Here is a 15,646-nt window from a genome sequence, read left to right on the forward strand (position 1 = left end):
GGCACATCCTGTAACAGCTAATCTGGAACAACCGAAGCTATTGAGCTATGGTAGAAATGTCCCGGCTATGGTGCAAGCCAGACGGGGGATGGGGTGAGCGGCGGGAATATAACACTTCTCGGTGTGGCGCATAACTGTGCAGTTGCTGTTTGATGAACGACGGGATTTGTGCGACCGATCGAGACACGTTTAAAAATGGCTTGCCATTATTAACGTTGTATGTGATAACACGTTTTGGGTTAAACGAGGTACAGTTCTGTTTATGTGTGGCATTTTCAGTAAAGAAGTCCTGAGTAAACACGTTGACGTTGAATACCGCTTCTCTGCCGAACCTTATATTAGTGCCTCAAGCAGTAATGTCTCAGTTTTATCTATGTTATGCCTGCGGGCGAAGAAAATACTCTAAGGAATTTTGCAAATGGCAAAGATTAAAGGTCAAGTTAAGTGGTTCAACGAGTCTAAAGGTTTTGGTTTCATTACTCCGGCTGATGGCAGCAAAGACGTGTTCGTACACTTCTCCGCTATCCAGGGTAACGGCTTCAAAACTCTGGCTGAAGGCCAGAACGTTGAGTTCGAAATTCAGGACGGCCAGAAAGGTCCGGCTGCTGTTAACGTAACAGCTATCTGATCGACACCACTGATTTGAAGCGCATATGCGCAACCATCTCAGATATAAAGCCTCGCCTATGCGGGGCTTTTTAATTCAAAATACGTCTAAATATTTCTAAATGCCCTTCCATTAGCGCTTTGTTGCAAAGGCGTGATGTTCGTAGCATAGTTTTCCCCGCTTTCTTACGACATTTCTCGTTAAATCAGACACCTGAAAAACTATCTTGCTGGAGACCAGGTGAAAAAGAAAAACGACGGCGACGCGCGCAATTTTACTCCCGTACGTTTTGCCCTGCTTTGTGTGGCAATATTATTGAGTCTGGGGTTGCTGCTGGGTCGGGTTGCGTGGCTGCAAATTGTCACGCCGACGAGTCTGGTGAAACAGGAAGACATGCGTTCGTTACGTGAGGTAACTATTGCCTCGCCGCGCGGGATGATTACCGACAGAGAAGGGCGACCGCTGGCGGTAAGTGTTCCGGTTAACGCCGTATGGGCCGATCCTAAGACCATCATCAGCAAGGGAGGCGTGGGTTACAACGAACGCTGGCAGGCTCTGGCAAGGACTCTGCATTTGTCACTGAGTACGCTGGCGGAACGCGTTAACAGTAATCCTGGCGGACGTTTTATTTATCTGGCACGACAAATTTCCCCTCAGCAGGCTGAGTGGGTAGATGATCTTAATCTCCCGGGCATCAACCTGCGCGAGGAATCCCGCCGGTTCTATCCCGCAGGCCACGTAGCGGCGAATCTCATTGGTTTTACCAACATTGATGGACAAGGCATTGAAGGGCTGGAAAAGAGCTTTAATAACCAGCTGATGGGTAAACCTGGCTCCCGTCTGGTACGTAAAGACAAATTTGGCCATGTCATTGAGAATATAACCGAAGTTACGCCTGTTCCTGCACACGAATTACAGCTCAGCATCGACGAGCGTCTGCAGACGGTCACCGAAGATGCGTTGGACAATGCCGTTACGTGGAATAAAGCAGAATCAGGAGCCGCAGTGCTGGTCAACATTGCTACCGGTGAAATACTGTCCATGGCGAGCTTTCCTGACTTCAACCCCAATAATCGTGATGGCGCGGTACTGGATGATTTTCGTAACCGTGCAATTAGCGATACGTTTGAACCCGGTTCAACCGTTAAACCGCTGGTGATCATGACTGCACTCCAGCAGGGGATAGTACAACCCGACAGCGTGATTGATACCCATCCTTTTTACCTTGATGGACATCGTATTCGCGACGTCGGATTTTACCCGGAACTGTCGCTGACCGGGATTTTACAGAAATCGAGCGATACCGGCGTGTCGCACCTTTCATTGGCTATGCCTGTCCAAAAATTGCTGGATACCTATAAAAGCTTTGGTTTTGGCGATCCAACCGGACTGGGATTGACCGGTGAAAGCAGCGGTTTGATGCCTCAGCGCCGCTACTGGAGCGATTTGGATCGCGCGACCTTTGCATTTGGTTATGGATTAATGGTAACGCCGCTGCAGTTGGCGCACGTATATGCAACCATTGGTAGTTTTGGTATCTATCGGCCCCTTTCGATTACCCGTATTGACCCGCCGGTAATCGGTACCCGAGTGATGCCGGAGGCGCTGGTTCACCAGGTTGAACATATGATGGAAAGCGTTGCGTTACCTGGTGGTGGGGGAACTAAAGCCGCGGTCAGGGATTATCGCGTGGCGGTTAAAACAGGAACGGCAAAGAAAATTGGTGATGACGGTAAGTATGTCGATAAATACGTGGCTTATACAGCAGGCGTTGCGCCAGCGAGCGACCCGAAATTTGCACTGGTGGTCGTCATCAATAATCCGCAAAACGGTGCTTATTATGGTGGGGCTGTCTCTGCGCCTGTCTTCAGCCAGATAATGGGTGATGTCCTGCGTCTGGAGAACGTTAAACCAGATGGCATGCCTGCTGACTCCGATCATCTGCTGGTGATGCACGGCAGCAACGTATCCTCGCCGTCGCTGTAAGTTATTTTCCCAGGGCGCAATTCGCGTTACACTTGCGCCCTTAAGTCACCTGCCGGAGTTGTCATGTCGTTTTCCTGTCCTCTTTGCCACCAGCCTCTTACTCAAGCGAATAACAGTTTTGTCTGCCCCGGGCGGCACCAGTTTGACGTGGCGAAAGAAGGGTATGTCAACTTACTGCCGGTTCAGCATAAACGATCGCGCGATCCGGGTGACAGCGCTGAGATGATGCAGGCGCGACGGGCATTTCTTGATGCCGGGCACTATCAACCGTTGCGTGATGCGATTGTGAATGTGCTGAAAGAGAAGTCGACTTCAGAAGATGCAGCGATCCTGGATATTGGCTGTGGGGAAGGGTATTACACCCATGCGTTTGCCGACGCGCTGACGGGTTGTACAACCTTTGGTCTTGACGTCTCCAAAGTGGCAATTAAAGCTGCAGCCAGACGCTATCCGCAGGTGACCTTTTGCGTTGCCTCCAGCCATCGTCTGCCGTTCGCAGATGAGTCAATGGATGCCATCATCAGGATCTACGCGCCCTGTAAAGCGCAAGAGCTGGCACGCGTGGTTAAACCGGGGGGATGGGTTATCACCGCCACGCCGGGACCGCGTCATTTAATGGAACTGAAAGGGCTTATTTATGATGAGGTGCGTTTGCATGCGCCGCACACAGAGCAACTGGAAGGTTTTGTTCTGCAACAGAGTATTGCGCTGGGGTATAAGATGCAGCTTCAGGGCAGCGAGGCCGTTGCGTTACTGCAAATGACGCCGTTCGCCTGGCGGGCAAAGCCGGAGGTGTGGAAAACGTTAGCGGAGAAAACGACGTTTGACTGCCAGACCGATTTTAGTATTCATGTCTGGCAGCGTCTGAATTAACCGTGGAAGTGTGCCCAGAGGATCTGGGCACCGATACCAATCAGCACCACCCCACCCAAAATTTCTGCTCGTTTGCCCAGCATCGGGCCAATGAAACGACCAATCATCATGCCGAGCGTGGACATAATCAATGTGGCGCAGCCGATGGCCAACGCGGTGGCAATAATATTGACCTGCAGGAAAGCCAGACCCACCCCGACGGCCATTGCGTCGAGACTGGTGGCAATGGCGGTGGTAACCAGCAGCCAGAAACCATGACGGCGCTGCGGTTCTTCCTCTTCATCCCCGTTGTCGCGAAAACCTTCGATTATCATTCGCCCGCCTAAAAAGATCAGCAGAATGAAGGCGATCCAGTGGTTCCACTCCAGCACGAATTTGCTGGCCAACATACCCATGCCCCAGCCAATCAGCGGCGTAAGCGTTTCAACTGCGCCGAATATCAGACCTGTGCGCAATGCTTCAGAAAATTTGGGTTTATGCAGTGTGGCGCCTTTGCCAATTGATGCAGCGAAAGCATCCATCGACATGCCGAAAGCGAGAAGAACGGTAGCGGTGAGATTCATAACAGCGTCCTGACCGGGGTATCCATAAAACACATCACTGCCCCCAGTAACCATGCATACAGGCCGGAATCACTGTAAATACAGCGCCATTCAGATATGCATTGCAGTTGATGTGCCTATGGTCTCGCCTGACTGAACCTGTAAATTCAGTCCGTACGCGCCACGTTTTTCAACGAGTATGTTGACACGTACATTTCCGGAGTCTGGAAATCGGCTACTCCCCAACGACGGGCGCAACCTTAACATATTTTGAGAATATAAAACAAGAAACGCAGAAATAATATTTGACTCCTAATTGAAAACGATTTTCATTTAGATTTATTTATAAATAAAACGTTAAAATAAATAACATTGTGGACAGTTAAATATAGCCTTGGCTATGTTTGTTTTTATACTGATATATAAAAACATAGTTCAGGCTATATTTATAAGTTATTGATTTGAAATTAAAAGTTTATATATCTTCTCAAGATCGTCTATATTTCGTACGCGGATCAACAATCTTCGATGTTCTAATTGCATCACTAATACACCGTCTTCAGATAAATTCATCTCTTTAATGCGGTTATATTCAATCCAGACGTTGGCGAAGAAAAAACCTTTCTGCTTGAAGATGATTTTTGGCGTACGGATCCAGAACAGATACAACCCCATCAATACCAGTGCACATAATAACCATGTGGTAAATTGCGCGCCGTGGCTGGTGATGTTGTTGTAGATAAGAATAGCTACCAAGCCAAGGAAGATAACGCTGTCGACTCTGCTGCGGGGAAGCAGGGCGACAGTAAGCAGAGTAGGGCCATTACGGCGGGGCATGATGAACTGATCGTAAATGGCATACGCCAGCAGCGAAAAGATGAATAGAACCAGCACCAGGTCCGTGATAGTCATGAATCCTCAACCCTCTAAATAGAAAAACCGGGGGCAAGCCCCCGGTGATGTACAACAGTCTTACAGGCCGAGCAGTCCGACAGCGTAGCCCGCGATACCGATGACGAAGAAGCCAACGATGATCCACAGCGGGTTCACTTTCTTACGCAGCAGCCACATACAGGCGAATGTCAGCAGCAGAGGAACCAGACCCGGCATCAGCTGGTCAAGGATCGTCTGCACGGTGGTAACACGAGTCTGACCATCCTGACCGGTGATAGTGGAAACCACCAGCGGGATGTTTACGTGCGTCCACTTGTTAACCAATGCTCCCATGACAAACAGGCCGAGGATTGACGCCCCCTCGGTCAGTTTCTGCAGGAAGCCGCCGCCCATATCTTTAACGATATCGACACCTTTACGGTAGCCATATGCCACACCGTAATAACGGGTTGCCAGACGAACCAGGTTAAACAGGATGAAGAACAGCAGTGGCCCCAGCAGGCTGCCGCTCATCGCAATACCTGCGCCGAGTGCGGCGAAGACCGGACGTACGGTACCCCAGAAGATGGGGTCACCGACGCCTGCCAGCGGACCCATCAGACCAACTTTGATACCGTTGATGGCACCATCGTCAATCTCTGCGCCGTTTGCACGCTGTTCTTCCATTGCCAGCGTAACGCCCAGTACTGGAGCCGCTACGTACGGATGGGTGTTAAAGAATTCCAGGTGACGCTTAATCGCTTGCTTACGTGCATCGTTGTTTTCCGGGTACAAGCGGCGGATAGCCGGTACCATGGAGAAACAGAAACCCAGCGCCTGCATACGTTCGAAGTTCCATGAACCCTGAAACAGGTTAGAACGAATGAACACGCCACGAATGTCACTCGGAGTGAGTTTTTTCTCGGTGGTAGTTTTAGTCATATCAACCATTTCGCTCACCTGCTAGTCCAGTTCGTTATCGAGATCGTTATTGCCAGCCGCCGCAGCAGGTGCACCGGCTACGCGGTTATATTTCGGGCTCAGCTGAATGTAGAGGATGGCCATGACTGCGCCAATCACACCCAGAGCAACCAGGTTGAAGTTAGTAAATGCCGCGGTGACGAAGCCGAGGTAGAAGAATGGCATCAGATAGCCTGCGCGCATCATGTTGATGACCATCGCATAACCAACCACTACAATCATACCGCCTGCGATGTTCAGACCACCGGTTACGACTTCCGGAATGGCGTTAAGCATGCTCTGAACTTCACTGGTACCAACAGAAATCGCAACGATTACCGCCGGGATAGCGATACGCATAGCCTGCAGGAACAGAGAGGATACGTGCAGCCAGGAGAGCGCAGTCAGGTTACCGTTTTCGGCTGCCTTATCCGCTGCGTGCTGGAATGCTACGGTGATTGTACGAACGATAATGGTCAGTACCTGGCCTGCTGCTGCCAGTGGGATAGCCAGCGCGATACCGGCACCAATGCTTTGGTGACCCGCGATAACCAGAACGGTAGAGATAATTGAGGCCAGTGCGGCATCTGGTGCAACCGCAGCACCGATGTTCATCCAGCCCAGGGCGATCATTTCCAGGGTACCACCGATGATGATACCGGTTTTCATATCCCCGAGAACGGCACCAATCAGCGTACAGGCCACCAACGGACGGTGGAACTGAAATTCATCGAGTACCGACTCCATACCCGCGATACATGCGACGATGAACACCAGCACAATCTGAAGAGTGGTAATCTCCATTGTACTTCTCCTATTGCTATACAGACTTAAGTGTGAAAACTAAGTAAATGCCAGAGAATTATTTCACCTTGGCAATCAAATCCATCATTTTCAGTTTCTGATCGGTAGAAACCTTACGGGCCTCAAGCTCAATACCGCGTTCGTTGAGTTTCTTGAAGGCTTCGATGTCTTTGTCATCGACAGAAATTGCGTTGTTTACCTGCGTTTTACCCTGACGGAAAGCCATACCGCCAATGTTCACGGAGGTAATTTTCACACCACCTTCAACGATACGTTCTACGTCGGTTGGGTTGGTGAACAACAGCATCACACGCTCACCTGCATATTTCGGGTTGTTGTAGACGCGGATCATTTTCGCGACATCAACCACATGCGCCGTCACACCCGGAGGTGCTACCTGAGTCAGCAGCGTTTTACGCACGGTATCGGCGGCAACTTCATCACTGACGACGATAATGCGTGTTACGTTGGTTTCTTTGGTCCAGCGAGTTGCCACCTGACCATGGATTAAGCGGTCATCAATACGCGCCAGGCCGATCTGCATATAATCGTTCGGACCCATTGGTTTCGCGGGGGTTGCTGCTTTAGGTGCCGCGACAGGGGCAGGAGCGGCTTTTTCCACCGGTTTTGCTTTCAGCGCTTTCACGCCTTCGCTACCGGTTTCAACGGCCAGTGCCACTAATTCATCAAAGCTTGGGTTGTCATCACGCGCCATGAAGGTCTCAACCAGCATGGGAATGTTCACACCGGCGATTACTTCGTAATGCTCTTTATCGACGACAATGCGGCTCGCAGCGTTAAACGGGCTGCCTCCCCATGTGTCAACGAGAAACAGCACGCCTTTACTGGTATCGAGTTTTGCCAACTGAGCGTTGTACTTTTCGATCAGCGTTTCAGCATTTTCGCCTGGAACGAAATCGATCCAGCCGACGTTTTCCTGCTCGCCTAACAGCATCTCTGCCGTCTTAAGTAACTGCTCTGCAGCCCAACCATGTGTGCCTATTACAATAGCAATGGTCACTTGCTACCTCCTTTATTATCGTTAACACATCAACGTGAAGATGTATTTGAATCGTCGTCCGCAATCGAATCGATTCAGATAAGGGTTACAAAGAAAAACCTATGATTTTCGTGAATTATTTTAGATATCGAAAAAAATATTTTATGTGATGAAGATCCGTAATTTAACTTCCGATAAAAAGAAATTTCGAAGGGTAAAATATCTCCGAAACAACTTATTGCAAAGGAAGGTAAATCTTTGCTAAAAACAGCTTCTCTCTGTTATGTTTAGCATCTGTTTAATTACTCAGGAGTATAGGGCAGTAGCCCACCATATGGATCGTCACCGACGTCATTTCACCTTCAGGCCGTATCAAGCCTGTCAGATTGGCACTTTTTGCCACAAATTTTCTCTGCATATCGCTTTAACGCCTGAGATCCTCAGCGCGCAGTTTGGTCATTCCTTAAGCAGGAGCTTGTCATGGAATTATTAATGGACCCGCAGATTTGGGTGGGTTTGCTCACGCTTGTCGTTCTCGAAATTGTTCTGGGTATTGATAACCTGGTCTTCATTGCGATCCTGGCTGATAAGCTGCCGCCGAAACAGCGTGATAAAGCGCGTTTAATCGGTTTGTCACTGGCACTGATTATGCGTCTGGGCTTGTTGTCCGTGATTTCGTGGATGGTGACGCTGACAAAGCCGCTGTTCACGGTAATGGACTATGCGTTCTCGGGGCGCGATCTGATTATGCTGCTGGGGGGTATCTTCCTCTTGTTCAAGGCTACGACAGAGCTGCATGAGCGGCTGGAAAACCGTGAACATGATACCGGGCAGACGAAAGGGTATGCGAGCTTTTGGGTTGTCGTAACGCAGATTGTCATCCTCGATGCGGTGTTCTCGCTGGATGCCGTGATTACGGCGGTCGGCATGGTCAACCATCTGCCAGTGATGATGGCGGCAGTAGTGATTGCCATGGCCGTGATGCTGCTGGCCTCTAAGCCGCTGACACGATTTGTGAACCAACACCCGACGGTGGTGGTGCTGTGTCTGAGCTTCCTGTTGATGATTGGTCTGAGCCTGGTTGCCGAAGGGTTTGGCTTCCATATTCCGAAAGGTTATCTGTATGCGGCGATTGGTTTCTCGATCATCATCGAGTTGTTTAACCAGATTGCCCGTCGTAACTTTATTCGTCACCAGTCGACGCTGCCGCTGCGTGCACGTACTGCCGATGCAATCCTGCGTCTGATGGGCGGTAAACGTCAGGCCAGCGTGCAGATGGAATCCGATAACCCGGTGCCGGTTCCTGTCCCGGAAGGCGCGTTTGTGGAAGAAGAACGCTATATGATCAACGGCGTCCTCTCCCTGGCGTCGCGTTCGTTACGCGGCATTATGACGCCTCGTGGTGAAATCAGCTGGGTTGATGCCGACCTGAGCGTGGCAGAAATTCGCGAGCAGTTGCTCTCTTCACCTCACAGCCTGTTCCCGGTGTGTCGTGGCGAACTGGATGAAATCATCGGTATCGTGCGTGCTAAAGAGCTGCTGGTGGCGCTGGAAGACGGTGTGGATGTGGCGGCGATTGCCTCTGCTTCTCCGGCTATCGTTGTTCCGGAAACGCTGGACCCGATCAATCTGTTAGGCGTACTGCGTCGTGCCCGCGGTAGCTTCGTTATCGTCACTAACGAGTTTGGCGTAGTACAGGGTCTGGTCACGCCGCTGGACGTATTAGAAGCCATTGCCGGTGAATTCCCGGATGCCGATGAAACACCTGAAATTATTGCTGATGCAGGTGGTTGGTTGGTCAAAGGCGGTACCGATCTGCATGCGTTGCAACAGGCGCTGGACGTGGATACGTTAGTGAATGAAGACGAAGATATCGCCACGGTGGCAGGTTTAGTCATTGCGGCTAACGGCCATATTCCACGTGTAGGTGATGTTATCGAAGTCGCACCGCTGAGCATTACGATTGTCGAAGCGAATGACTATCGTGTGGATTTAGTTCGCATTGTTAAAGAACAACCCGCTCACGGCGAAGACGAGTAACCGGGTTTAGCGAAACGGCATGACGGGCATACTGTGTCGCCCGTTATGTCGGGTGGGCGGCGGCGTGCTGCCCGCCAGCCATTTTGGGAAATCACGCAGCGGCATTGGCTTTGCGTACAAAAAACCTTGCAACAAATGTACGCCGTGTCGGCGCAAATGCTGAGCCTGCGCCTGGGTTTCAACGCCTTCCGCCACCAGTTCTATATTCAATTTTTTCCCCAAAGCGATAATGATGTCTGTGACGGTTGAGTTCACGGCGTCTGTTCCTATGGCCGAAGTAAATGATTTATCGATCTTCAGCACATCCGGGCGTAGTTTTTCCAGCCAGGAGAGCGAGCTGTTACCGGTACCGAAATCATCAATCGCCAGTTTTACGCCAAGCCGATTTAATTCGCGTACGACCCGATAATCCACATCCAGTAACGCATCGCGTTCGGTCAGTTCGATAACCAACTGCTGGATTGGGTGCTGGCTGAACCAGTACTGATTAAGATCTTTTAGCAGCGTGCCGTTACGAAAATGGCTGGCGGCGACATTAATCCCAATATGAAACTGACTGCTCATCGGGAAAACGTGTCTTTGCTGAATGGTTTCTGCGATGACATGACGGGTTAGCGGCACAATCAGGTTGTGCTCCTCAGCGATGGGAATAAACACTTCCGGAGAGATCCAACCCTGGCGTGGGTTATTCCAGCGTAGAAGAATCTCCACGCCCATGCATTGCTGGGTTTGCGCATTAAGCAGCGGCTGGCAAAATAGCTCGAATTCCCGAGCAGCAAGGGCCAGATTAATCTCCCAGGAAAAACTCATTCTGCTGGCAGTCGCCAGCCATGCCAGGTAGCCCACTAATAAACTCAGGATCACCGCCAGCGGCAGCTGTGTTGGCAGATGTTTAATCGCCAGTTCACTGGGACCGGGGCCGGTGACGCTAATGGTAAACGGGAAATGTTGAGATGACAGCTGGTAGCGTTTTTCATCATTTAGCTTAGGCAGAGTATCGACCACACCTTGATCATACAGTAGATGCCGATTACCAACGGTTAAGCTGGCATCGGTGATCTGCGGCGGCTGGGGTTCAAGCAACATAGACGACAATAAATCGATATTGACGATTTCCAGCACGCCATCTTCACCATCGGCAGAGGATGGATACCATTGCGTCAGAATCGGGCTGCCTTTTATCAGCGAATGGTCAGTAGACAGCAGCAGTTGCGGTTCTCTGCTGGGTAATTCGGGCTGTAGTTGACGAATGGGGACATTGCGATACCCAAAAATGCTGGAGCAGTAGAGGATTCCGCTTTGAATAAGATTAATAGAACGCACCGTTTGCAGTCTTGCGGCATGTTTGCTTAAGGGTAAACGCGCTACTGAGCAGGGGAGGCCAATTAACGGCAGCAATACATCACGTCCGGTCTGCAAGGGTAAAAGCACGTCATCCAGTTCTTCTACAGCATGGTTGGCAAAGGTGACGATATTTCGGTGATTTAAATTACGCTCCGAAATAAATCGGACAGTTAATGTGAGGATGAGCGTCAGTAGTGCACATACTGTGCAGACGATTAAGCGATTCCGGCGATAATTTTTAATGATCCGTTGTGCTGTTTGCATGCGGGCCGCCCGATAAGCCGTTGGTCACAGAAGCCAACAGCAACAGAGCAAGTGTAGTGGGGAAAATTACAGTAGACGAGGGAGAGGGGGCAAATTCGCCCATCCGTCGCAGATGGGCGAAAATTAAGTATTAGTCACATTGAACTTTGATTGCCAGGCCACCGCGTGACGTTTCGCGGTATTTGGCGTTCATGTCTTTACCTGTTTCGTACATGGTCTCAATGACTTTATCCAGCGAGACGCGCGGCGCGCTGGTACGGCGCATTGCCATACGCGCAGCGTTGATCGCCTTCACTGAAGCAATGGCGTTACGCTCAATGCACGGAACCTGTACCTGACCGGCAACCGGATCGCAGGTTAAGCCGAGGTTATGTTCCATGCCGATTTCGGCAGCAACACACACCTGCTCAGGGCTCGCGCCCAACAGTTCAGCCAGACCAGCGGCAGCCATGGAGCAGGCTACACCCACTTCACCCTGACAACCTACTTCTGCACCAGAGATTGAGGCGTTCATTTTGTACAACGCGCCAATTGCACCGGCCGCCAGGAAATAGCGGGTATAGATATCCGGGCTGACGGACTCGATGAAATGATCGTAATAGGCCAGTACCGCAGGCACGATACCGCAGGCACCGTTGGTTGGCGCTGTCACTACGCGACCGCCCGCGGCGTTTTCTTCGTTAACGGCCAGCGCGAACATGTTCACCCAGTCGATCACGTTCATCGGATCGTTGGACAGCTTATCGCTGGAAACCAGCATACGACGCAGAGCTGAAGCACGACGAGGAACGCGCAGCGGACCCGGCAACACACCTTCGGTGTTCATGCCACGATCGATACAGGCCTGCATGGTTTGCCAGACGTGGCCAAAGTACTCTTCAATCTCTTTTTTGCTGTGCAGAGCAAGTTCGTTCTGCATCGCCATGCCAGAGAGAGACAGGCCGGTGCTGTTGCAGTACTCCAGCATTTCAGTCGCGGATTTGAACGGATAAGGCACGCTGACCTCGCCCGCGGCATCCTGACCAAAATGTTCTTCATCAACGATGAATCCACCGCCGATTGAGTAGTAGGTTTTGCTATAAATGACGGTTTCGCCATTGTACGCATGGATCTGCATTCCGTTTTCATGCAGCGGCAGGTTGCCGTTGTGAAAACGCATCCCGTCATTCTGCGGGAAATCCACTTCGTGCTGACCTTGCGCAAGCAGCAGGCGTCCGCGCGTTTCTACGTCGCGGATAAATCCGGGGATGCTATCAATATCCACGGTAGCAGGCTCATTGCCCGCCAGACCCATAATAATGGCGATATCGGTGTGGTGACCTTTACCCGTGAGCGACAGTGAACCATACACGTCGACGGCGACACGAGTAACGCTGTCCAGTAATCCTTTTTCGACCAGGTCATCGACGAACTGTTTACCCGCCTTCATAGGCCCTACGGTATGGGAAGATGAGGGACCAATCCCCACCTTAAACATGTCGAATAGACTAATCACGATAATACTCCTACAGGGCGACTGGGCTTTCCAGTAACGATGTTATAACTGCGCATAGTGTAAGAGGGAACGCGGCGATCGGCTTAACTATTCACATGAATTAAACTAATAGATAACCGCGGTTTTACTAATGTTGTGACCTGAGTTTCAAGTTGTCTATGGCGCGCGTAAAGATAAGTATAGTCAGGGCTTGACGCCAATTTGCAGCGCCAGCTCACGAATTATTCCGGCAGTCATTCCCCAGACGAAATATTGCTCATACCAGGAAAGCCATACGCGATGTGAATCGCCACGACGGTAAATATCCAACGGGTGGTAACGACCTAAATGCAGGGCCTGGGCCAGCGGCATTTCGAACACTGCTGAAACTTCATCTTCACTGGCGCGATACGGCAGATTAGGCGGGATAATGCCTACCACTGGGGTGACCTGGAAACCGGTCACGCTGTCGACCGGCGGCAGAACGCCGATCACTTCTACGCATGAAGGTGGGATCGCCACCTCCTCCTGTGCCTCGCGAAGGGCGGCGGCAATTAACGAGGCATCACTGCTATCCACCGCCCCACCGGGGAAGGCGACCTGTCCGGCGTGCTTGCGCAGGTGAACGGAACGTTGGGTTAACAACAATCCCGGCTGTGGACGACGCACGACGGGGATCAGTACGGCGGCCTGGCGCTGGTTTAACGCGGCATGATTGACCTGCGGGCGCAGGAGTTGAAAGCGCGATAAGAAATCATCAAGCGTCAGGCTGCTGTATTCCACGTATCAGTTCTCCAGTTGGTGCAAAATACGATTCACTTTATCAAATGTTTCCTGATATTCAGCGTCTTCCTGACTGTCCGCCACTATGCCGCCGCCAGCGGAACAATAAATTTGTCCGTTTGTGGCTGTCAGCGTGCGAATGGTGATGCTGGTATCCATATTGCCGCAGAAACTCAGATAACCGATGCTGCCACACCAGGCATTACGTCTTTGAGGCTCCAGTTCGTCAATAATTTCCATCGCCCGCACTTTCGGCGCACCGGTAATAGAGCCGCCGGGGAAGGCTGCGCGTAGCAGATCGGTGGCGTGTAATGACTCTGGCAGACGTGCGGTAATGGTGCTGACCAAATGATGAACGGCAGGGAACGGTTCGACGACAAACAGCTCCGGAACCTGTACCGAACCCGGTACGGCAACGCGGCCAATATCATTACGCATCAAATCGACGATCATCAGGTTCTCCGCACGATCCTTCGGCGAATTCGCCAGCCGCCGGGCCTGCTCACGATCGGCATCGGCATCTTCAAGCCTGGGCAACGTACCTTTAATAGGACGCGTCTGGATATGCTGGTTCTCCAGCAGAATAAAACGTTCCGGCGAAAGACTGAGGATAACGCCTTCCTCAAGACGAATAAACGCGCTGAACGGGGCGCGGTTAGCGTGATTGAGTTTGACAAATGCCTGCCACTCATCCCCCTCGTAATGCGCCTGAAAACGCTGCGCGAGGTTGACCTGGTAACAATCGCCGCTGTGCAGATAGCCCTGTACCTGGCGGAATTTTTCGCCGTACTGGGCGCGGCTCATATTGGACTGCCACGCCGAGGTCAATATAAACGGCTCACGCGTTGGCGGCTGTTGCGCGTCCAGCCATTTCAGGCGAGCCTCGACATCGGTATGGCTGAGTAGGGATACGGTCTGCAACTGGTGATCGACAATCAACGCCCAGTCGTAAATGCCAACGGCCATATCCGGTAGCGTAATATCGCGCTCAGCAATAGTCGGCAGAGATTCAAAGCGTCGGCCGAGGTCGTAGCCAAACAGACCTAACGCGCCGCCCTGAAACGGCAGATCCGGGTGATACTCGGGGTGAATCTTGTGTGCAGCTAGCGCGGAATGTAATACCGTCATTGGATCATCAAGCGAGCGCGTGATTGCGTGCCCGTTCTGCACTACGGTCTCTTCAGCACGTGTAACCAACGTGGTGACGGGGTCCGCCACCAGAATATCAAAGCGGTTATGCGGATGGTCGGCTTGACCTGAATGCAACAGCATCGCCCAGGGCAGATGGCTTAATGTCGAAAAATAGCGTTCAGCGGCGTCCTGACGCCAGGGTAATGTGATTACTGCGGGAGATAACGTCTTCATCAGTCCTGACTCGTTGCTACTCTACTGGCTAACTGCCCGGTAGCATGAAATAATTAGCGCAGACAATTTAGCAGGAGTTAACAATGTTTGCAGGTTTACCTTCACTCAGTCATGAGCAGCAGCAAAAAGCGGTTGAACGTATTCAGGAGCTGATGTCGCAGGGGATGAGCAGCGGACAAGCCATTGCTCTGGTTGCTGAAGAGTTACGCGCCAGTCATACCGGCGAGCGGATCGTGGCGCGTTTTGAAGATGAAGACGAATAACGCCGCTTAAACTGCAGCGATTATCTTAATCTCAACTTTGTATTTCGGGTTCATCAATCCGGCCTGAACGGTACAACGTACCGGCGCGTGGCCAGCAACGACCCACGCGTCCCAGGCTTTGTTCATGGCGGCAAAATCGTTTTTGTCTGCCAAAAATAGGGTGGCATCAAGAATACGTGACTTGTTGCTGCCTTGTTTTTCCAGCACTGCATCAATTTGCGCCAGCGTATTTGCCGTCTGCTCAAAGGCGTCTGCATCCAGATTTTCCGGCACGCCGGTGTAATACAGCGTGTTGTTGTGGATTACCACGTCGGACCAACGCGCTTCGGCATCAATGCGCACAATCGTCATAAATCATTCCTCATTTACGTTTTTTCATAATAGCTTTGGGTTGCGCCAAGACTGCCATAATGTTGTGCCCACGTCACCTCTTCAACTGGCGAAAGACCCGCTGGCCTGACATAATCC

At 51.3% G+C, this 15,646-nt stretch carries 17 protein-coding genes; 7 read left to right on the plus strand and 10 right to left on the minus strand.

Annotated elements, in window-relative coordinates:
• The first annotated feature begins 262 nt into the window (after positions 1–262).
• From OGY33_RS17425 to rlmA, 4 genes are all read left to right on the plus strand, one after another.
• Entirely contained in the window at positions 263–406 is a 144-nt protein-coding gene (locus OGY33_RS17425) for a DUF2627 domain-containing protein (protein WP_003034983.1), read from the plus strand.
• 12 nt (positions 407–418) lie between these two features.
• Entirely contained in the window at positions 419–628 is a 210-nt protein-coding gene (cspE, locus tag OGY33_RS17430; RefSeq protein WP_001062678.1) for a transcription antiterminator/RNA stability regulator CspE, read from the plus strand.
• Between the two features lie 219 nt (positions 629–847).
• Positions 848–2,593, plus strand: coding sequence for a peptidoglycan DD-transpeptidase FtsI2/PBP3(PARA) (gene ftsI2, locus OGY33_RS17435; RefSeq protein ID WP_003833773.1), 1,746 nt, complete (start codon positions 848–850; stop codon positions 2,591–2,593).
• 63 nt (positions 2,594–2,656) lie between these two features.
• A complete protein-coding gene (gene rlmA / locus OGY33_RS17440; protein WP_191238401.1) occupies positions 2,657–3,466 on the plus strand; it encodes a 23S rRNA (guanine(745)-N(1))-methyltransferase in 810 nt (269 codons plus the stop codon).
• Here rlmA and mntP read toward each other — a convergent pair.
• From mntP to manX, 5 genes are all read right to left on the minus strand, one after another.
• Positions 3,463–4,029, minus strand: a complete 567-nt coding sequence (gene mntP / locus OGY33_RS17445) for a manganese efflux pump MntP (RefSeq protein ID WP_003021013.1) — start codon at positions 4,027–4,029, stop codon at positions 3,463–3,465. The genes rlmA and mntP overlap by 4 nt on opposite strands.
• A gap of 432 nt (positions 4,030–4,461) precedes the next feature.
• The gene (locus OGY33_RS17450; protein WP_048216190.1) at positions 4,462–4,920 is read right to left on the minus strand and encodes a DUF986 family protein; all 459 of its coding nucleotides are present in this window, start codon (positions 4,918–4,920) and stop codon (positions 4,462–4,464) included.
• Between the two features lie 60 nt (positions 4,921–4,980).
• Positions 4,981–5,832 (minus strand): PTS mannose transporter subunit IID, encoded by an 852-nt coding sequence (locus tag OGY33_RS17455; RefSeq protein WP_003833769.1) that lies wholly within the window; start codon positions 5,830–5,832, stop codon positions 4,981–4,983.
• A gap of 12 nt (positions 5,833–5,844) precedes the next feature.
• Positions 5,845–6,645: a PTS mannose/fructose/sorbose transporter subunit IIC gene (locus OGY33_RS17460; protein ID WP_003021004.1), complete on the minus strand. Its 801-nt coding sequence runs from the start codon at positions 6,643–6,645 to the stop codon at positions 5,845–5,847.
• 58 nt (positions 6,646–6,703) lie between these two features.
• Positions 6,704–7,666, minus strand: coding sequence for a PTS mannose transporter subunit IIAB (gene manX, locus OGY33_RS17465; protein ID WP_003833768.1), 963 nt, complete (start codon positions 7,664–7,666; stop codon positions 6,704–6,706).
• Positions 7,667–7,979: 313 nt separating this feature from the next.
• Here manX and OGY33_RS24610 point away from each other — a divergent pair, with 313 nt between their 5' ends.
• Positions 7,980–8,138 carry a protein YoaL gene (locus tag OGY33_RS24610; RefSeq protein WP_370766360.1) on the plus strand — a complete coding sequence of 53 codons (159 nt, stop codon included), beginning with the start codon at positions 7,980–7,982 and terminating at the stop codon, positions 8,136–8,138.
• Positions 8,126–9,685 (plus strand): CNNM family cation transport protein YoaE, encoded by a 1,560-nt coding sequence (gene yoaE, locus OGY33_RS17470; protein ID WP_149281072.1) that lies wholly within the window; start codon positions 8,126–8,128, stop codon positions 9,683–9,685. Before OGY33_RS24610 ends, yoaE begins: the two co-directional genes overlap by 13 nt.
• Before the next feature lie 6 nt (positions 9,686–9,691).
• Here yoaE and pdeD read toward each other — a convergent pair whose 3' ends face one another.
• From pdeD to pabB, 4 genes are all read right to left on the minus strand, one after another.
• Entirely contained in the window at positions 9,692–11,293 is a 1,602-nt protein-coding gene (pdeD, locus tag OGY33_RS17475; RefSeq protein ID WP_008785025.1) for a cyclic di-3',5'-guanosine monophosphate phosphodiesterase PdeD, read from the minus strand.
• A 130-nt stretch (positions 11,294–11,423) separates the two neighbouring features.
• Positions 11,424–12,788, minus strand: coding sequence for an L-serine ammonia-lyase (gene sdaA, locus OGY33_RS17480; protein ID WP_003833765.1), 1,365 nt, complete (start codon positions 12,786–12,788; stop codon positions 11,424–11,426).
• A gap of 183 nt (positions 12,789–12,971) precedes the next feature.
• The gene (locus tag OGY33_RS17485) at positions 12,972–13,550 is read right to left on the minus strand and encodes a CoA pyrophosphatase (RefSeq protein ID WP_003020991.1); all 579 of its coding nucleotides are present in this window, start codon (positions 13,548–13,550) and stop codon (positions 12,972–12,974) included.
• A gap of 3 nt (positions 13,551–13,553) precedes the next feature.
• Positions 13,554–14,915, minus strand: coding sequence for an aminodeoxychorismate synthase component 1 (pabB, locus tag OGY33_RS17490; RefSeq protein WP_048216193.1), 1,362 nt, complete (start codon positions 14,913–14,915; stop codon positions 13,554–13,556).
• An 83-nt stretch (positions 14,916–14,998) separates the two neighbouring features.
• Between pabB and OGY33_RS17495 the strand changes: the two genes are divergently transcribed.
• The gene (locus OGY33_RS17495) at positions 14,999–15,178 is read left to right on the plus strand and encodes a YoaH family protein (protein ID WP_003020986.1); all 180 of its coding nucleotides are present in this window, start codon (positions 14,999–15,001) and stop codon (positions 15,176–15,178) included.
• Positions 15,179–15,184: 6 nt separating this feature from the next.
• On the opposite strand, the gene OGY33_RS17500 is transcribed toward OGY33_RS17495, so the two are convergent.
• Positions 15,185–15,529, minus strand: coding sequence for a RidA family protein (locus tag OGY33_RS17500; RefSeq protein WP_003020984.1), 345 nt, complete (start codon positions 15,527–15,529; stop codon positions 15,185–15,187).
• Positions 15,530–15,646: the final 117 nt, after the last annotated feature.

The organism is Citrobacter sp. Cpo032 (assembly GCF_030332975.1).
Classification (GTDB): domain Bacteria; phylum Pseudomonadota; class Gammaproteobacteria; order Enterobacterales; family Enterobacteriaceae; genus Citrobacter; species Citrobacter portucalensis.